This is a genomic window from Acinetobacter sp. NIOH-H-8, from assembly GCF_046635365.1.
GTDB lineage: Bacteria > Pseudomonadota > Gammaproteobacteria > Pseudomonadales > Moraxellaceae > Acinetobacter.
In genome coordinates this window covers 1-18,072 of sequence record NZ_JBHDVN010000019.1, presented here as the reverse complement: position 1 = coordinate 18,072, position 18,072 = coordinate 1, and the positions used below count along the sequence as shown (strand labels likewise).

At 40.4% G+C, this 18,072-nt stretch carries 21 protein-coding genes, 2 tRNA genes and 1 pseudogene; 12 read left to right on the top strand and 12 right to left on the bottom strand.

Annotated features, from left to right (window positions below):
- Positions 1-2: 2 nt before the first annotated feature.
- Genes recO through ACEWB7_RS09330 form a run of 3 tightly spaced genes read left to right on the top strand, consistent with a single transcriptional unit; the run spans position 3 to position 2,121 of the window.
- Positions 3-713, top strand: a complete 711-nt coding sequence (recO, locus tag ACEWB7_RS09340) for a DNA repair protein RecO (protein WP_175967879.1) — start codon at positions 3-5, stop codon at positions 711-713.
- A 13-nt stretch (positions 714-726) separates the two neighbouring features.
- Positions 727-1,452 carry a pyridoxine 5'-phosphate synthase gene (gene pdxJ / locus ACEWB7_RS09335; RefSeq protein WP_175967877.1) on the top strand — a complete coding sequence of 242 codons (726 nt, stop codon included), beginning with the start codon at positions 727-729 and terminating at the stop codon, positions 1,450-1,452.
- Positions 1,453-1,467: 15 nt separating this feature from the next.
- Entirely contained in the window at positions 1,468-2,121 is a 654-nt protein-coding gene (locus tag ACEWB7_RS09330) for a tRNA-(ms[2]io[6]A)-hydroxylase (RefSeq protein WP_175967875.1), read from the top strand.
- 368 nt (positions 2,122-2,489) lie between these two features.
- Here the strand turns inward: ACEWB7_RS09330 and ACEWB7_RS09325 are convergent.
- Positions 2,490-2,565: transfer RNA gene (locus ACEWB7_RS09325), tRNA-Asn, on the bottom strand.
- Between the two features lie 236 nt (positions 2,566-2,801).
- On the opposite strand from ACEWB7_RS09325, the gene ACEWB7_RS09320 reads away from it, so the two are divergent.
- Positions 2,802-3,245: a hypothetical protein gene (locus ACEWB7_RS09320; protein ID WP_034171231.1), complete on the top strand. Its 444-nt coding sequence runs from the start codon at positions 2,802-2,804 to the stop codon at positions 3,243-3,245.
- 12 nt (positions 3,246-3,257) lie between these two features.
- Here the strand turns inward: ACEWB7_RS09320 and ACEWB7_RS09315 are convergent, their stop codons facing one another.
- Positions 3,258-3,701, bottom strand: coding sequence for a PaaI family thioesterase (locus tag ACEWB7_RS09315; protein ID WP_034706607.1), 444 nt, complete (start codon positions 3,699-3,701; stop codon positions 3,258-3,260).
- A 151-nt stretch (positions 3,702-3,852) separates the two neighbouring features.
- Between ACEWB7_RS09315 and ACEWB7_RS09310 the strand changes: the two genes are divergently transcribed.
- Together ACEWB7_RS09310 and ACEWB7_RS09305 are read left to right on the top strand one after the other, a co-directional pair.
- Positions 3,853-4,260 carry a GFA family protein gene (locus tag ACEWB7_RS09310; RefSeq protein ID WP_175967872.1) on the top strand — a complete coding sequence of 136 codons (408 nt, stop codon included), beginning with the start codon at positions 3,853-3,855 and terminating at the stop codon, positions 4,258-4,260.
- Between the two features lie 426 nt (positions 4,261-4,686).
- Positions 4,687-5,949, top strand: coding sequence for an MATE family efflux transporter (locus tag ACEWB7_RS09305; protein WP_228761268.1), 1,263 nt, complete (start codon positions 4,687-4,689; stop codon positions 5,947-5,949).
- Positions 5,950-5,993: 44 nt separating this feature from the next.
- Here ACEWB7_RS09305 and ACEWB7_RS09300 read toward each other — a convergent pair whose 3' ends face one another.
- The gene (locus ACEWB7_RS09300) at positions 5,994-7,229 is read right to left on the bottom strand and encodes a pyridoxal phosphate-dependent aminotransferase (protein ID WP_005236666.1); all 1,236 of its coding nucleotides are present in this window, start codon (positions 7,227-7,229) and stop codon (positions 5,994-5,996) included.
- A 253-nt stretch (positions 7,230-7,482) separates the two neighbouring features.
- Entirely contained in the window at positions 7,483-8,310 is an 828-nt protein-coding gene (gene map, locus ACEWB7_RS09295; protein ID WP_004784494.1) for a type I methionyl aminopeptidase, read from the bottom strand.
- Positions 8,311-8,517: 207 nt separating this feature from the next.
- Between map and rpsB the strand changes: the two genes are divergently transcribed.
- The 3 genes from rpsB (at position 8,518) to ACEWB7_RS09280 (ending at position 10,863) form a co-directional block, all read left to right on the top strand.
- Positions 8,518-9,264 (top strand): 30S ribosomal protein S2, encoded by a 747-nt coding sequence (gene rpsB, locus ACEWB7_RS09290; protein ID WP_004784492.1) that lies wholly within the window; start codon positions 8,518-8,520, stop codon positions 9,262-9,264.
- 141 nt (positions 9,265-9,405) lie between these two features.
- Positions 9,406-10,281, top strand: a complete 876-nt coding sequence (gene tsf, locus ACEWB7_RS09285) for a translation elongation factor Ts (protein ID WP_004784491.1) — start codon at positions 9,406-9,408, stop codon at positions 10,279-10,281.
- 75 nt (positions 10,282-10,356) lie between these two features.
- The gene (locus ACEWB7_RS09280) at positions 10,357-10,863 is read left to right on the top strand and encodes a DUF3465 domain-containing protein (protein ID WP_034171234.1); all 507 of its coding nucleotides are present in this window, start codon (positions 10,357-10,359) and stop codon (positions 10,861-10,863) included.
- A 45-nt stretch (positions 10,864-10,908) separates the two neighbouring features.
- Here ACEWB7_RS09280 and ACEWB7_RS09275 read toward each other — a convergent pair whose 3' ends face one another.
- The 7 genes from ACEWB7_RS09275 to ACEWB7_RS09245 all read right to left on the bottom strand — a co-directional run bounded on the left by ACEWB7_RS09275 (position 10,909) and on the right by ACEWB7_RS09245 (position 16,984).
- Positions 10,909-11,364, bottom strand: a complete 456-nt coding sequence (locus tag ACEWB7_RS09275; RefSeq protein ID WP_005236656.1) for a DUF962 domain-containing protein — start codon at positions 11,362-11,364, stop codon at positions 10,909-10,911.
- 232 nt (positions 11,365-11,596) lie between these two features.
- A complete protein-coding gene (locus ACEWB7_RS09270) occupies positions 11,597-12,211 on the bottom strand; it encodes a septal ring lytic transglycosylase RlpA family protein (protein WP_004784482.1) in 615 nt (204 codons plus the stop codon).
- A 289-nt stretch (positions 12,212-12,500) separates the two neighbouring features.
- A complete protein-coding gene (mltB, locus tag ACEWB7_RS09265; RefSeq protein WP_411580665.1) occupies positions 12,501-13,502 on the bottom strand; it encodes a lytic murein transglycosylase B in 1,002 nt (333 codons plus the stop codon).
- Positions 13,503-13,790: 288 nt separating this feature from the next.
- A complete protein-coding gene (locus ACEWB7_RS09260; protein ID WP_004784477.1) occupies positions 13,791-14,444 on the bottom strand; it encodes a hypothetical protein in 654 nt (217 codons plus the stop codon).
- 19 nt (positions 14,445-14,463) lie between these two features.
- On the bottom strand, positions 14,464-15,279 hold the full coding sequence (gene queF / locus ACEWB7_RS09255; protein ID WP_411580663.1) for an NADPH-dependent 7-cyano-7-deazaguanine reductase QueF: 816 nt from the start codon (positions 15,277-15,279) through the stop codon (positions 14,464-14,466).
- Positions 15,279-16,052, bottom strand: a complete 774-nt coding sequence (locus ACEWB7_RS09250; RefSeq protein ID WP_159124083.1) for an ABC transporter permease — start codon at positions 16,050-16,052, stop codon at positions 15,279-15,281. Before ACEWB7_RS09250 ends, queF begins: the two co-directional genes overlap by 1 nt.
- On the bottom strand, positions 16,049-16,984 hold the full coding sequence (locus ACEWB7_RS09245; RefSeq protein WP_411580662.1) for an ABC transporter ATP-binding protein: 936 nt from the start codon (positions 16,982-16,984) through the stop codon (positions 16,049-16,051). Before ACEWB7_RS09245 ends, ACEWB7_RS09250 begins: the two co-directional genes overlap by 4 nt.
- Positions 16,985-17,173: 189 nt before the next feature.
- Here ACEWB7_RS09245 and ACEWB7_RS09240 point away from each other — a divergent pair.
- Positions 17,174-17,249: transfer RNA gene (locus tag ACEWB7_RS09240), tRNA-Arg, on the top strand.
- A gap of 61 nt (positions 17,250-17,310) precedes the next feature.
- Here ACEWB7_RS09240 and ACEWB7_RS09235 read toward each other — a convergent pair.
- Positions 17,311-17,484, bottom strand: a complete 174-nt coding sequence (locus tag ACEWB7_RS09235; RefSeq protein ID WP_171505603.1) for a hypothetical protein — start codon at positions 17,482-17,484, stop codon at positions 17,311-17,313.
- 221 nt (positions 17,485-17,705) lie between these two features.
- On the opposite strand from ACEWB7_RS09235, the gene ACEWB7_RS09230 reads away from it, so the two are divergent.
- Positions 17,706-17,981, top strand: coding sequence for a hypothetical protein (locus tag ACEWB7_RS09230; protein ID WP_411580661.1), 276 nt, complete (start codon positions 17,706-17,708; stop codon positions 17,979-17,981).
- A 5-nt stretch (positions 17,982-17,986) separates the two neighbouring features.
- Positions 17,987-18,072: pseudogene (locus tag ACEWB7_RS09225) on the top strand (IS5/IS1182 family transposase); the annotation flags it as partial.

The following is an 18,072-nucleotide window of genomic DNA, read 5'->3' as shown; positions in this document are numbered from 1 at the left end:
CTATGCGTAATGAAGTGCTGCATGGATACTTGATTCATCATCGTAAATATCGCGATCGCAGTCATATTGTGCATTTATTTACCCAGGAATATGGCCGTATTGACGGAATACTGAGACAAAATCCTCCACCACAATATCAACCCATCAGCTTGCTAGCCTCTGGCAAATCTGAACTCAAAAACTTCACCAAATTAGAAATTGTTAATCAGCCGATCTTTTTTTTTGGCGATGCCTTCTTTTCTGGCTTTTATCTAAATGAAATCCTGTTGCGTTTATGTCCGCTTGAAGTGCAAATGCCGCTGACCTTTGCCAAATATGGCGAAACGTTGAATGCCTTGCAAAAACTCTCCGATCAGGAAAATCCCAATACTTATTTAAAACAGGTTCTGCGTCAGTTTGAACATATCTTATTAGAAGAACTGGGCTATGAACTGGATTTTTCGGTCGATGCCAATCAGGCACCAATCAATCCCTTGCAACATTACTATTTTCAGTTGAATGAAGGTTTTATGCCTTCGGCCAAGGCCTTGCGCTCAACCATGTCGGGCCAGCAGATTTTAACAATGCAGCACTATGAAAATGGTAGGGATTTTAATCCAGAACAGTTACAATTACTGACGAAGCTATATCGACAGGTGATCACTGCTTTGCTTGGTGACCGACCACTGAAAAGTCGACAATTGTGGATCCAAAATTCTCAATCTCAATCGTAGTTAGGAAAATATTATGGCTGCATTACTTGGTGTCAATATTGACCATGTCGCAACTTTAAGACAAGCACGTGGTACGACCTACCCAGACCCAGTCAATGCTGCATTGATCTGTGAGCAAGCCGGTGCAGAGGGAATTACCCTGCATTTGCGCGAAGACCGCCGACATATTCAGGACGAAGATGTACGTCGTATGCGTCCGGTATTGACCACGCATATGAATCTGGAAATGGCCGTAACTGATGAAATGGTGACGATTGCTAAAGAAATCCAGCCGCAGCATGTCTGCTTTGTACCGGAAAAACGTCAGGAAGTGACGACTGAAGGTGGTTTGGATGTAATTGGTCATTTTGAAGATGTAAAGAAGGCTACTCAGGAACTGACTGCGATTGGTTGTGATGTGTCGCTATTTATTGATGCTGACTTTGCCCAGATTGATGCAGCAGTGGCTTGTGGTGCACCTACAATTGAGCTTCATACAGGTGCTTATGCCGATGCAGCAACACCTGAAGCACAGCAGGTTGAATTGGAGCGCATTATCAAAGGGGCAGAGTATGCGGCTTCTAAAGGTCTGGTGGTCAATGCAGGTCACGGTCTGAACCTGGATAATGTCACTCCAATTGCTGCAATTCCTCAAATTCATGAATTAAATATTGGTCACTCGATTATTGCAGATGCAGTTTTTATTGGTCTAGCGCAAGCGGTTCAACAAATGAAGGCTGTAATTAAAGCTGCGCGTTAAGATTGCAAGAAACATATGTCAAATATTGATTATGATGAACTGATGAAGCCTGTCATTGGCTTCCTGGGTTGTGAAACACCAAAAGCCTGGCTCGATGAGGCATTACAGAATCTGGAGATCCTGATGCAGGATCATGCTAACTGTGAGAAGAAAGCAGCCAGTACAGCAATGAACCTGATGTTCCGCTATAGCTTCTTTGTAGATTTGCAGGTGAAACTGGCGCAACTGGTACGTGAAGAAATGCTGCACTATGAACAGGTGCTGGAATTCATGAATAAGCGTGGCCAGCAATGGATTGGTCTCAGTGCAGGGCGTTATGCGAGTGGTTTGCGTAAGGAAATCCGGACCTATGAACCAGAAGCATTAATTGATGTGCTGGTGATTGGTGCTTTTGTAGAAGCACGCTCTTGTGAGCGTTTCTATGCGCTTGCTCCGCTGGTGGATGACGAGTTAGGACGCTATTACCGTTACTTGCTCAAATCTGAATCTCGCCATTTTGAGGACTACTTGGCCTTAGCTTTGGATGTGGCTAAAACTGCAAAACTGAAAAATCCGCAAGAAGATATTCAAAGCCGAATTGAGCATATCCGGGAAGTAGAAAAGAATCTGATTCTCAGTCCAGATGAAATGTTCCGTTTCCATAGTGGTGTGCCAACGAAAGCAGCTTAAGAAGCTACTTTATTAAGACATCAAAGAAGATCCTCCAAATCGGGGGATTTTTTTATAACTATAAAGAATCTGTAGCTAACTTATTTATTAAAAGAATTTAAAATAGCCTAAGCGATATAAAATTTAATCTGATGTTTCTTACAGTAAGAGTGGAGAAATTAACATCATGCAAGATAGTAAACGTTGTTATCAACTAAAAATAAGTATGTATAAACACATTTGATTAAATGAAAATATAGTCCAATCTAACTAGGTAAATAAAAGGGCAGAGTAAGAATATATAAGAGAAAAGAAGAATCGAATCATTTTATAAATGAAATTTCAGGCAATAAAAAAGCCCGCTTTAATGCTGCGGGCTTTCTTGAATTTGGCTCTCCCACCTGGGCTCGAACCAGGGACCTGCGGATTAACAGTCCGTCGCTCTACCGACTGAGCTATGGGAGAATCTGAATGCGATTATAGAGAGATTTCATCAAGGGTCAAGCAAAAACTGTCATATTTATTACAAATTGCACTTATCTGATTTTAATTTAAACGATTGCATTAATTTCTTAAAAAATGCTTGTCAGAACAAATTTCACTTGCTAGATTGAAAACATAAAGTCGTTTGACCAAATGGTCAAACAGTGTGGATTTAAACCTACTTGCCAGCACAAAAATGGCTAAACCGGAGAAAGCGAATGAATACGCTCACTATCCCTCAAATTTTCTCTCAACTGTCTTTTTATCAAGATCATTATCTCGAAATTATTCAAGATTCTGCTCAATACTTTACCCCTGTGGCTGGTGCAGAAATCCGTTTATGGCCCTTAGCGACTAAACAGTTATATCTGGGTGACTTGTTGCAACTATGGTTTGCAGAAAAGTGGCTGGTCGAAAAAGAACGCCAATTTAGTTTTGAGATTTTTCTGAACATGCCTGAAGCTCAGAAAAAAGATCTTTATATTTATGAGCTTGCTGGCAATCTTCTGACCGGATCGAACCAGTCTAAAGTGTGGCAAGCTTCTGCTAAAGAAACTCAGGTACTGAGTGTAGCGAATGTTTCTAAGCATTATTTCGAATATCGGGCATTGACCCAGCCGAAACTGGTAAAAGCACCGCAAGGGAAATGGGGCGTACTTTAAGCCTTAAACACGTTAATGGTCGGAATTGAGAAAAATCATGCAGGTTGCTGTGGCATGGGCATAAATACGGCCTTCGTCATCCAGAATTTGACCCTCAGAAATGCCTAGATTTTTACTGAGATTAATTGATTTTCCGATTGCTTTTAGTTCTTGGTTGTGAGGAATTGGACGGCACATTTTTACATTCAGATCAATTGTGCCATAACCGACACCGGCTTCAAGTAAAGTATGAATCGCGCAGCCTGTTACCGTATCTAAAACAGTTGCAGCAAAACCGCCATGTATACCTCCCATAGGATTCAGATGGCGTTCATCAGCTTTTACAACAAAGGTCACGTGTCCCGGTTCGACTTCGCTTGCAGACATGGGAATAGTGGTTGCCATAGAAGGCATAGGTAGGTCGCCCTTAAGCATCTCTTGCATAATCTGCAAACCTGAAAGATTCTTGAGATTCATAGCTTGTCCTTATTATTTTAAATACTGGATTTGAATGACAAGTTTAGGCAGATGGTGCTTCGATCAGCAATAAAAAATTGTATGAGGAAATGTACAAAGCCTTTTACTTATAATGAATCCGGTAAAATAATAATACCGAGGAAGAATAATCATGAAAGCGAGATGTTTATGCGGTGTGACTCGATTTGAAGTTCAGCTTAGAAGTTATGAAGTGGCCGCCTGTCATTGTTCCATGTGCCGCCACACAAGTGGGCCTCTCATGTCGATTGATATAGAAAATATTCACTTTATTGATCAGCAGCATTTATCTGTTGCAAGTACTTCTGAATGGGCAGAGCGTGGTTTTTGCAATGCCTGTGATACTTTTATTTTCTGGCGGACCAAAGATCATTCCTTTGCCAATATTAATGTATTTACTTTGGAGCAACTGCCAGAGGATCTGGATTTCAATTTAGAAATTTATATAGATCATCAGCCAGCATTTTATTCATTTAACAATCAAACCAAAAAAATGACAGAAGCTGAGGTCATTGCCATGTTTCAGCAACCTGATTCCTGAAATAAATATAATCAGATAAAGGAAGAGCAAGTCTGGTGATTTTATCTGATGAAAATAGTGATTAGCAGGTTCGTATTTCAAATAGCGTTCTACTTTTCATGTTGTGATCATTCTTTCTTTTTATTAAATTGTTAAACATTAGAATGAAAAACTCATAATTTCTGAGCTTAAAAAATTATTATTTTCTATAAGCGAACTGAAGATAGAGACTGAACTTTTTTATAAAAATCAATAAATATAAAGATTTATGGCACAAGGATTGTATGTGATTTCCACTGTATATCTCAGTTTTAAATAATTCAGTTTAAAAATAAAACCCGAGAAAAAAATTAAGAATAGAGTGATTTTGCAATGAAACAGTTTTTGCATCTTTGGGTGCCTATTTTTTTGAGTAATAGCATCATAATGTTGGCCGGAATATTTGACATGATTTTCCTGTCTCATTACTCACCGCAACATGTGGCTGCTATGGCTGTGTGTTTATCTATTTATTCTTTATTATTTGTTTCGGGGACGGGGATCTTGCAGGGTATGATGCAGGAACTTGCTGAAGCATATGGGCGACGTGCTTTTGATGATATTCAAAAAATCCTGAAACAGAGCATCCTTATTGTCGGTGTCCTGTCTGTCTTTGCAGGATGGTTATTGACTCATGCGGATCCATTGCTGCATTTATTAAAAGCAGATAGTGCATTACAGGCTTTGATTCAACCTTGTTTATGGTTACTGGCTTGGACGCTTCCAGCACATTTGTTAGTGCGTATTTTATATATTTTAACGCAAGCCTGTGGTCAGGCGAAGCGTGTATTCTATGCCAATATTTTTTATCTGATATTCAAAGTGAGTTTGGCTTATTGCCTGATTTTTGGGATTCAGGGTTATGTGCCCGCCTATGGGGTTGAGGGAGCTTTTATTGCTCATCTGACTGTTCAATGGGCACTATTAGTGGTCTATTACCTGATATTTCTGGAAAAGCAGTTGCGTGTGCACTGGTCGGGACAATTTTTCCATTTTAAGACTTTGCTAAAAATTTTAAGAATCGGCTTACCCTCAGCAATTGTCGTATTTATTGATGTCTTTACAATTAGTGCGATTGCATTATTGATCTTGCCTTTGGGGGAGATAATGGTGAATGCGCATCAAGTAGCGAGGGGTTTGGCTGGCCTGCTGTTTATGGTGCCATTTTCGATGAGCTCTGCCTTTAGCATTCTGGTCTCTACTAGGATTGGTGCAAATCAAGTGCAATCTGCCTGGGCTTTAACTTTTAAAGCGTTACGTGTGGTGGTTGCAAGCGCAGTTGTTCTGGCGGTCTTGATCGCAATTTTTCAGAAACCGATTGTGGCGCTATTTAGTGATCATACGGATGTGCTTACGGTGAGTCTGGCATTGATGTTCTTATTATGCTGGATGCATATTTTTGATGCGATTCTGGTGATTAGCGTCAATATGCTACGCTGCTGGAAAGTGGTGATCTTCCCCATGTTTATTTTTAGTGGTGTACTGCTATTAGGTGGATTGGGCGGAGGCTGGTATTTGGCTTATCATCCAGTGTCGCTCTTCAATCTCAATCTGGATGTTTCGGGAATAAGTGGTTTCTGGTGGATGCTGGCTATTTCCTATACCTTTGCCGCATTGATGTGTTTGCTTTGTTTGGCACTTAAATACCGTAAGCATCTACAAACTGCATAAAAAAACCCGCGATGATCGCGGGTTTTTTTATCTAATCAATTAGATTATTTCGCAGCTTTTTCAGCTTCGATCGAAGCAATCGCCTCATCAACGCCTTCAATAGAATCAGCAGCTTTTTTGATACGTGCAAGTGCATCAACTAATACTTCGTCAGCAGTTGCGTAAGAGATACGCATGAAACCACCTAGACCGAATGCATCGCCAGGAACGACTGCAACGCCAGTTTCTTCTAATAACCAAGCAGAGAATTCTGTGCAAGAGTTCAGACCTTTCGCACGAATCAATGGTTTGATGTTTGCGTATGCATAGAATGCACCATCAGCAGGTAGACAAGAAATACCTTTAATGTCATTCAAGCCATTCACAACTAGGTCATGACGACGTTTGAACGCTTCAACCATTGGTACAAGAACGTCTTGAGGACCATTCAATGCAGCTTCTGCAGCAACTTGTGAAATAGAAGTTGGGTTAGAAGTTGATTGAGACTGGATTTTTTTCATCGCACCGATCAGTTTAGCAGGACCTGCTGCATAGCCGATACGCCAGCCTGTCATTGCATAGGCTTTAGACACACCGTTTAATACGATAGTGCGGTCGTAAAGGTCAGGCGCAACAGTTGCGATGTTGTAGAATTCATCTTCCCAACGGATTGGTTCGTACATGTCATCAGATGCGATGAATACTTCTGGGTATTTACGCAGTACTGCTGCTAAAGCTTCTAATTCAGCTTTAGTGTAGATCATGCCAGTCGGGTTAGAAGGACTGTTTAATACCACTAGACGAGTTTTGTCAGTGATCGCAGCTTCTAATTGCTCAGGAGTAATTTTGAAACGTTGTTCTTCACCACATTTCACGATTACTGGTGTGCCTTCAGCAATGATCACCATGTCTGGATAGCTTACCCAGAATGGAGCAGGGATGATCACTTCATCACCTTTGTTTAACAAAGCAAGTGCCAAGTTAAAGAAAGACTGTTTACCACCACAAGAAACCAGGATTTGGTTCGCTTGATAATCAAGGTTATTGTCACGTTTTAATTTAGCAATAATTGCTTTTTTAAGACCTGGCGTACCATCAACAGCGGTGTATTTGGTGAAACCGTTGTTAATTGCTGCAATTGCTGCATCTTTGATGTGTTGAGGGGTATCAAAATCTGGCTCACCTGCGCCCAAACCAATAACGTTGTGACCAGCAGCTTTCAGTTCAGCAGCCTTGTTTGTCACAGCAAGCGTAGGGGACGGTTTGATGGCATTCACACGATCAGAGAGACGTACGTCCACGGCAGTATTCCTTCTTATAGGGATTAAAAAATAAAAAGCACATTATCTTAGCCTAAAATGGTGCACATTGGGCAAAAGAATTTGGAAAAATATACGAAAAAAATGCTGAATCAGTGCAACCTTATCTTGAACATCGATAGATAGTTTAGATAGACGGGAACTAAGAATATGCTTTGAGAATGAGAATAATAGGGGAAATATAAACTAAAAATGGCCACTTTAAAGTGACCATTTATATGAGGAAGTGTTGTTATTATGCACTAAAACGTGACAAATCTTCTTCAGGACGAGCAGTCAGCACTTCAATGCCATTTTTTGTTACTAAAAGAGTGTGCTCATATTGAGCTGATAATTTATGGTCTTTAGTGACCACAGTCCATTTATCACCCAGCAGTTTGGTTTGCCAAACACCAGCATTTACCATTGGTTCAATCGTAAAAGTCATACCTTCTTCAAGCACCATACCGGTATCTGGCTGACCATAGTGCAGCACCTGCGGTTCATCATGGAAAGTTGTGCCGATTCCGTGGCCACAATATTCACGAACAACGCTAAAACGTTCAGATTCAACATATTTTTGAATCGCATGACCAATATCACCAATCGTTGCACCTGGTTTCACTACCGCCATACCACGATACATAGCTTCTTGAGCGACTTTACATAGACGGTTTGCTAAAATTGAAGTTTCACCACCCACGATGTACATCATATTGGTATCCCCATGGAAACCATCTTTGATGACAGTGACATCAATATTTAAAATATCGCCTTTTTTCAGGATCTTGTTTTCAGATGGGATCCCGTGACAGACCACATGGTTTACAGATGTACAGATTGTATGCTGGAAAGCAGGGCGGCCAGGCGCTGCACCATAACCTAAACATGCAGGAATGGCATTCTGCACATTTACAATATAGTCATGACAAATCGTATCCAATTCCAGTGTTGTTACGCCGGGTTTGATATGCGGTTTGATCATATCCAACACTTCTGCAGCCAGTCGTCCAGCGATACGCATCTTTTCGATATCTTCTGCGGATTTGATTAAACGACGGGGAGCTTGATAAGTAGTGTTCATGATCTCTAAAAACTTTTGGAAATTTGTATGTGACTATGGTATAAATAGCCGCCCATTTTATCAAATGCTTTTTCGTGAATATATTTGCGAGGCTGATTGAATGGTGTATTAAAAATCCGCACATATATCGTCACATTACTCTGGGTGCCCGCAAGGGTGGAGAATGCGGATATATGGAGGCCTAACCCAAACTTTAAGGTAAAGAAAATGGCAGATTACAACGTAAGCATGCGCGACCTTCTACAAGCTGGTGCGCACTTTGGTCACCAAACTCGTTTCTGGAACCCAAAAATGCGTCAATACATCTTTGGCGCGCGTAACAAAATTCACATCATCAACCTTGAGCACACTGTTCCTGCGTTAAATGATGCTTTGAACTTCGCTAACCAACTGGCTAGCAAAAAGAACAAAGTTTTGTTCGTTGGTACTAAACGTGCTGCTTCTGCAATCATCCGTGAACAAGCTCAACGCGCTGGTCAACCATACGTAGATCACCGTTGGTTAGGTGGTATGTTGACGAACTGGAAAACTCTTCGCCAATCTATCAACCGTTTAAAAGACCTTCAAACTCAATCTCAAGACGGTACTTTCGCTAAACTTACTAAACGTGAAGCTTTAGAACGTAGCCGTGAGATGGAAAAACTTGAACGTGCTTTAGGCGGCGTTAAAAACATGGGTGGTTTACCTGACGCATTATTCGTAATCGATGTTGATCACGAAGCGATTGCAATCAAAGAAGCTAAAAACCTTGGTATTCCTGTAATCGGTATCGTTGATACTAACTCTAACCCAGACAACGTAGACTACGTTATTCCGGGTAACGACGATGCGATCCGTGCAGTAACACTTTATGCTTCTGCTATGGCTGATGCGATTCTTGCTGGTAAAGAATATGCTCAATCACAAGCAAATGCACAAGCTAAAGCAGAAGAAGCTCCTGCTTCTGAGGCTTAATGCGTTAGACGCTAGCTTGTCATTTTTGCGACACGTGATGGTGGCAAAGTAAGCGTTATGTATGCAGGCGGCCCATGAGAATCCTCTGGGCCGTTTCTGTTCTAAAAAGAATTCATTTTCTACCGAATTTAGGAGATAAACATGACTGCAGTTACAGCAAGCATGGTTAAAGAACTGCGTGATCGTACTGGTCTAGCAATGATGGAATGTAAAAAAGCTTTGACAGAAGCTGGTGGTGACATCGAATTAGCGATCGACAACCTTCGTAAATCTGGTCAAGCAAAAGCAGCTAAAAAAGCTGGTAACATTGCTGCTGACGGCGCGATCACAATTGCTCAAGAAGGCAATAAAGCAATCCTTCTAGAAGTAAACTGCCAAACTGACTTCGTTGCTAAAGACGAAAACTTTGCTGGTTTCTCTGCGAAAGTTGCTGCTGCTGCACTTGCTGCAAACGAAACTGATGCTGCTAAAATCGCTGAACTTAAACTTGAAGATGGCGCTACTGTAGAAGAAGCTCGTATTGCGCTAGTTCAAAAAATCGGTGAAAACATCCAAGTACGTCGTGCGAAAATTGTTGAAGGTGAAAACCTTGCTGTTTACAAACACGGTCTTCGTATCGGTGTTGTTGTATCTTACTCAGGTGATGCTGAAACAGGTAAAGGCTTGGCAATGCACATTGCTGCATTCAACCCGGTTGCTGTAAACGCTGAACAAGTTCCTGCTGACCTTATCGCGAAAGAAAAAGAAATCGCTGAAGCAAAAGCACTTGAATCTGGCAAACCAGCAAACATTGTTGAGAAAATGGTTGTAGGTTCTGTTGAGAAATACCTGAACGAAGTTGTTCTTGAGCGTCAACAATACGTAATCGACAACGACAAGAAAGTTGCTGAAGTTCTTAAAGCGACTGGTACTACTGTTGCTAACTTCGTTCGTTTCGAAGTGGGTGAAGGTATCGAGAAGAAAGCTGAGCTTTCTTTCGCTGAAGAAGTTGCTGCTGCTCAGGCTGCTGCAAAATAATTCGGTAACGGATTAGAAAAAAGCCCCGAATGGGGCTTTTTTTATGACTAAATAAAGAATAATCAAGGAGGAATTATGGCAAATAAAACCAATATGGGGATCGGGGCTGTCATTGCACTTTTGGTGGCTGCTTATTTAGGTCTGGATTTATCAGAATCTAAACAACAGACCAATACTTTTATACCTTCAGCAGAAATTGCGCTTCAAGAGCAGACTAATGTTCAAAAAAGTACGCATAAGCTTTCTGATGATACCCAGCGTATAGAGCAAGCTTACCAGCACAGACAAAGTGATCTTCAGGTTCAAGCGAGTGGTAAGGTGGTAGTGTTATTGAAAGATGATAATGAAGGTTCCCGTCATCAGAAATTTATTCTGGAATTATCCACTGGTCAAACTGTATTAGTTGCGCACAATATTGATCTGGCGCCACGCATCCAGAATATTCAAAATGGTGACCAGGTTGTGTTTTTTGGTGAGTATGAATATAGCGACAAAGGTGGGGTGATTCATTGGACCCATCATGATCCATCCAATAAGCACATCAGTGGTTGGTTAAAACACCAAGGAAAAACCTATCAATAAGGGAATTTTCCTTGGTTTTATAAATGTAATGATATTACATACGCTTTAAGCGCACTGTATTGCCTCAGATTGACGAGATTTCCATTTAGGTAGGACTTTGCCTAAATAGGCATCCATGCACCATAACGGGCCAATGAGAAGGAATTGAAGGTCTTTGAAGAAAGAAGGCTTTTTACCTTCAACTTTATGTCCATAAAATTGCCCAATCCAGGCAAAAACAAACAAGGCAATAAAGAAGCCGATACCTACAGGTAAAACCCAGATGAACCAAGCCATCATCAGGGTTAGCGCTGCCATTGCTACAGCCAGTACGATGTCTAAACGTGCATAAAACACAAAAGCCAGAACCAGGAGCAGAGCAGTCAGTAAAGCGCTAAAGTGCGCCATGATGCCAATAATGGAAAAATAGATGGTAGGCACGCAGACCCAATGGATCAGTTTGTTGGTTTTGTTTTGATGACTTTCACTATATTCATCTAACCATTCGGATATTGTTTTCATTCTATCGCTCCCATCCATGAACGTACTGTCGGTTTTCAAAATATAAAACAGTTTGGAGGTATGGTCAAAATGAAATCGATAGTGGGTTGATAAGGGTTAGAGAAAGCTTATACCTGAATGGAATAACATCGACAGTATTAAGGATAAAAGCAAGTCGAATGCTTGCTCTACATCACCAAATAAAAAAGCCACATGACTGTGGCTTTTGAGTTAAATGTAGAGCGGTCAAATCTTATGAGTTTGGACCATCTACACGCTCAATATTGACATGTGCAGTACCAGCATTGGTAATACCAAGCTGTTTAGCAGCACCGTAAGATAAATCTAGAACACGGTTGCCATGGAATGGACCACGGTCATTCACCTTCACAACAACACTCTTACCATTGTTTTTGTTAGTCACGCGGATAAAGCAGTTTAATGGCAGGCTACGGTGTGCAGCAGTCATTGCATTCATATCGAATGTTTCACCACTGGCAGTTTTACGGCCATGGAACTGACGACCATACCAAGATGCTGTACCTGTCTGACTGAATTTACGAACTGTGTTTGAAGCAACATTGTTCAGTTTCTCAATCACTGAAGGCTCTTCTGCAGGAATTGCAATTTTTGCTGCAATAGTTTGACGACGAACTTTATCGCCAGAACGCTCAGTGATTGAAAGGCTGTTCAAATTTGTGAAATTTGAATTGAAGCTTTGAGCTTCTTTGTTTAATACACGCGCTGCAAGACGCGAATTGTCATGATCATTATTGAATGATGATGACTGAACCATATCTGCTTGCGATTGCGTTAGGGTAACGGTCGCGGCGATGGCCATAAAATACTTCAGAAAAGAAGAATGCATTGAATCAACTCCTAACAGCATGTTTCATTAGATTGGACCTAAGTAGCTGATAACCCTATAAACATGCCTGATATTTAACTTATGCAACTACATTTAACGAATTGGATAATATTCATGCTGGCAACTGGCTGTCTAGTGTTTAATTAAAATAGTTAAAAAAAGTACGCAAAATAAACAATGAGTGATTAAAAAATAATCAATATTGTAACAAAGCGTAAAAAATGCCTAAAATTTAGACATTTTGTTTAATAAAAATCTTGACTTTAATAATATGTAGTAATTTTTACTGTTATCGGTTCGTAATTTCTGTACCTAAAAGCCACAATGCAGTGGCATACATACGACTACGATTGTACGTGGTAATCACTTGAAAATTCGGAAAAGTAATATAGTAAATCGGTCCGTAATTTTCTTGTAATTGAATGACATTGACCATATCAAGATCATCAACACGAACAATCGGATTCATCGGACTGATCCCTTGGGTTTTGATTACTCCATAAGGCGTTGGCTGTGTGAGATCCTTGGCGATGACAGAATCAGGATTCGAACCGCTATAACGGGCAGGAAAGGCAATTGGCTGATCTCGTTGCCAGCCATTCTGAGCCAGATAGTTTGCAATTGAACCAATCGCATCTACCGCAGAATTACGTAGATCGATATGGCCATTACCATCATAGTCGACCCCATACTTTGGAATATTACTTGGCATAAACTGCGGATAGCCGACAGCACCTGCATAAGAACCGACGATTGAGGATGCTGACACACCATCCTTATATGACCATGCGATCAATGCCGCCAGTTCATCTTGGAAGTATTGCGCACGACGTTCATAACCAAAGCCAAGAGTTGCCAGTGCATCACGGGTCACAAATGAACCCTTGTTGCTGCCAAAACCGGTCTCTACCCCCAAAATACCCAGAATGATCGATTGTGGTACACCAAACTGCTGCTCAGCGCGATTTAGTGTTGCAGCATATTGCTGCTTGAAACGTACACCACGTTGAATCGTGCCTTCTGACAGAAAATTGGTCTTATAGGCATACCAGGGCTTACTTTCACTTGGACGATTCATGATATTGATAATATTTGGAAGATTTTTTGCTCCCGTCATTGCACTGTCTACTTGCTGAGCACTTAGACCATAGGTCTGCATGGTATTCTGCTTGAAACTGGCATAAGAGGGATGATATTGAAAATCGTTGGCCAGGCTTAAACTACTGAGTCCGAATGCACTGACAAGGATCGAAAGCTGCTTCAATTTTTTATAAAAATTCGATTTCAACATCTTGGTATGATTTCCAATTTTTTGGTAGGTTTGTGGCTATGTCATTTGAATCGTGCCATGAAAAAGATCAATTCACTTTTCTCAATTTTCTGGCATTAGAGGCAATATTAAAGATAACATTCTGATGAATAGGAGTCATATAAACTCCCTTAAAAACAGGAAAAGTTTGGTTGTTTTTTCAGCATTTTGTATTTTAGTTCACAATAACTGTAACAAGCTATTTCTTAAGCCACAGAAAAGCCTGACCGAAGTCAGGCTTAATCTGCATTTTTTAATAAATATGCGGCTTTATTCAGTAAAAAATAAAGTGTCGTGATATTCTGCCATTGCCTGCAATTCATCCTTATTTAAATTCAGGATGATTTTATCTGCTGCAATATTAATCGCCTTGATTACTGCTGAAGCACCAATATCAGCAGCCTTGCGTTTAATCATGCCTAAATCTAAGGTTTTATTAAAGTCGACCATAAAATGACGTACAGTCGCTTCACCAAACTGTTTGTACAAATTGCTGAGACTTTGTTTATCGACACTTTGGCCAGCTTTTAATTCTGCATAATGGTGTTTTAGATTGGTGACCAGATTGGCATCCAGAGGTTCACCAATACGGAAATTTCCTTCCGGATCTTTAAACAGGCTGCGTTCAGAGAAAGCGATCGACTCCTTGACGACTTCATTTGGTGCTTTACCTAGTAACTGTTTGAGTAACACTGCCACAGTAGACTTGATATAGCCCGCCAATTTTTCTGCCGTATCGCGTTTTTCGCTTGCCGGAAAACGGCGTACCAGTTCCGTGAGAATTGCATCAATAATTTCATCATTAATCATTAATGCAGTTTTATCACGCAGTGGATAAAGCGGTTCACTCGAGTTTTTATTTTTCTGTGCAGTCTGAATTGTATTTAATAGTTCTGCAGAAGGAATAAAACCAAAAAAAGGCATTTTTAAACCTCAATGTTTTTTATTGTCGCGCTAAACGAATAGGGCGAGGCATCCATGTGGAATCCGATACACGACAAGGGTTGATATCCAATCCACCACGGCGTGTATAGGTCGCATATACCATCAACTTTTCCGGTTTCAGATTTTGCCAGATATCGGCAAACATCTGTTCCACACATTGTTCGTGAAAACCGTTGTGCTGACGATACGAAATAATATAAGCCAAAATACTCTTATAACAAGGTTTTTTGCCCTGATAGCGTATAAATACTGTACCCCAATCCGGTTGTCCAGTGACTGGGCAGTTACTTCTTAATAAATGTGAATAGAGTTGCACTTCGATATTTTCATCGCTGTGCCGATTTAAAGACAATAAAGAAGCATCTGGATGATTTTCCAGGCGTTCCGGAGTCAGGTCATCAATACAGATACCTTCAGGCTTGGAAATTTCCAGTTCATCAACATGGAAAAGATCCAGTGTGATTTCAGCACCGGCAGCTTTTGAGAGGTCTTTTTCTACAGTTGCAATAAAGGCCTCTTTTGAATCAAACTTGGCAAAGTTCAGGCTATTGAAATAGAGCTTTAAAGACTTTGATTCAATGAGATTTGGGGAAAATGCTGGCAGGGTAATTCGACCAATAGCCACTTGAGGTATGCCGGCAGAATTTAACCATGAAATTTCAAAAACATGCCACCAGTCTTTGCCTTGCTGAATAGCTTCAACATGGGCATATTTTTCACGGGCAGGCGCACGAGAAATCGGGAACAAAATATCGGGTTGATACTCTGTTGGGTAGTTGGTGTCTTTACCAAGGAGAGAATGTTCTACACTCATTATTCACGCATTCCTGAACCACGAGACAATAAATAGTAAGCAATACCGTAAAGCACGGCACACCAGAAAGTAATCACGACCAATGAAACGGAAACATTGACATCACTATGACCTAAAATGCCGAAACGGAACGCATTGACCATATACACGATCGGGTTAACTAAAGAGAGATTTTGCCAGAACGGACTTAAGGCTGAAATCGCATAAAATACACCGCCTAAATAGGTCAGTGGTGTAAGTACAAAAGTCGGGATGATCGAGATATCATCAAAAGATTTGGCATAGACAGCATTAATAAAACCGCCTAGAGAGAATAATAGCGAGGTAATGAGTACTGTATATATAGTCACAAACCAGTTGGTAATATAAAGGTCTGCAAAAAACAGGCTCATGGCACTGACAATAATCGCTACAAATAGACCACGAATCACCCCACCCAATACATAACCCCATAAAATAGCATGTAAAGGTACCGGGCTCATGATCAGCTCTTCAATACTTTTTTGAAATTTTGAGCTAAAGAAGCTGGAAGAAACGTTGGCATAACTATTAGTAATCACCGCCATCATAATCAGACCAGGGACAATAAACTCCATATAACTATAGCCGCCCATTTCCCCAATACGTGAACCAACCAGATTACCGAAGATCACGAAATATAGACTCATGGTAATTGCTGGTGGCAACAGAGTTTGTGGCCAGATCCGCATAAAGCGGCGAACTTCTTTATGAACGATGGTATATAAGGCGACGCCGAGCTGATTTATATTCATTGTGCAGCTCCATCCAGATTTTTCTCGACCATTTTCACAAATAGTTCTTCTAAGCGGTTTGACTTGTTACGCATACTGCGTACCTGAATGTTCTGTGATTCCAGTAACTGGAACAAATCATTCATGGAATGGGCTTTATCCAGTGTCACTTCTAGGGTCATTGGATCAACTAAATTAAATTTCACACCAATAATTTCAATTTTTAATGGCTCAATAGGCGCAGCCAGATCGAAGATAAAGGATTCTTCATTGAGCTGATTCAGGAAGTTCTTCATGGTGGTATCTTCTTTGATCACACCACGGTCGATAATCGCAATCCGACGACACAACATCTCTGCTTCTTCCAGATAATGAGTCGTTAAAATAATAGAAGTACCATTACCGTTCATTTCATTAAGAAAATCCCACATGGAACGACGCAATTCGATATCTACACCGGCGGTCGGTTCATCCAGAATCAGTAATTTTGGTTCATGCATCATCGCACGGGCAATCATCAGGCGACGTTTCATACCACCGGAAAGCATACGAGCTTGGGTAGAGCGTTTTTCCCAAAGACCCAGTTTATTTAAATATTCTTCAGCACGCGCTTGGGCAATTTTTTTAGGAATACCGTAATAACCGGCTTGAGTGACCAGAATATCAAAGGTTTTTTCAAACTGGGCGAAGTTAAATTCTTGGGGTACCACGCCTAAACATTGTTTGGCTTCAGAAGGGTGGGTATCCAGATTGTGACCAAAAATTTCAACGGTTCCAGAAGTTTTTCTTGTTAATGAACTGATAATACCAATAGTAGTGGACTTGCCCGCGCCATTAGGTCCTAACAGGGCATAGAATTCACCTTCAGGTACAGTTAAGTTAATTCCTTTAAGTGCCTGAAAACCATTTCCATAGGTCTTCGACAAATCCCTTAATGTCAGCGCATCAGTCATAGAGATCTCAAATGGTGAAAAGTTGAGATATTGTGAGTGATCTTGCAGAATAAACCAAGTCATTCACATGGAATTCTCTGTTGCTGTTTTGGCACACTGTATAAAGGATAGGCATAAAAATAACGAAGTTATAGATAGTTGCTTTACCTTATGCGTTTTTTTGTTATGATGTGCGCATTCCAAAAAGCTGCGGCCATAGCTCAACTGGATAGAGTACAGGTCTCCGAAGCCTGTGGCGTGGGTTCGAGTCCCGCTGGCCGCACCATCATTTTTAAGTTCACTTTCCTCATTAGATTAAAAAATCAATTCCAGATCTATAAAATAAATTATGAATTCTCTTCCTCTTCATCCTGATGTTTTTGACGTATTTGATCTCTTTTAACCTGAGGGTCTTGATTCACGCCTAACTGACCGCGTTGAATCTCTCGATCCTGTTTCTCTTGTGGATCTAATTCTTCTTCTGGAAACTCTTCATTCAGTTCTTCATCTGGTTTAGCCATCGGGAATTACCTCTTGTTGAGAATATATATATGTATAAGTCGCCCTAGTCCTTTAATTCTATACCCTAGTCCTTTAATTCTATAAAAGTGGATGAATTACATTGTTGTATTTATAGTTTGTTTAATCTCATAAATTGTTGTTCCTATAAATAGATGTGCTGAGTAGTTTTTCTATCAAAAAAATTAGTATCTTATGTTCACAATAAAAATGAGATATAGATATGAAAAAATTATTATTCATTGGGGTAATGATTGAGGCTTCTTCAGTTGCTGGAGCGAATACACCATTAGCTATTCAATATGGTAATCCTGTTCCAATAGATAAAGCAGTAATTACAACTACACCTTATCATGCTCAAGAAAACCTAATAAGTCAGTACTCTTTGGCTTTTGGCTATGCCGGTTCAAAAATAGGGTCGGACAGTTTTTTGGGTACCGAATCATTCGATGGGCTGTTTATTAGACCTCTTGCGAAAGTAAAAACTGCCTCAATATAGATTTCATGAAATATCAGAAATTAAATCGTTTTTCAGATTCTGAATTCCAGCGCTTGGTTGGTGTACCTCGAGCAGTTTTTAGTGAAATGGT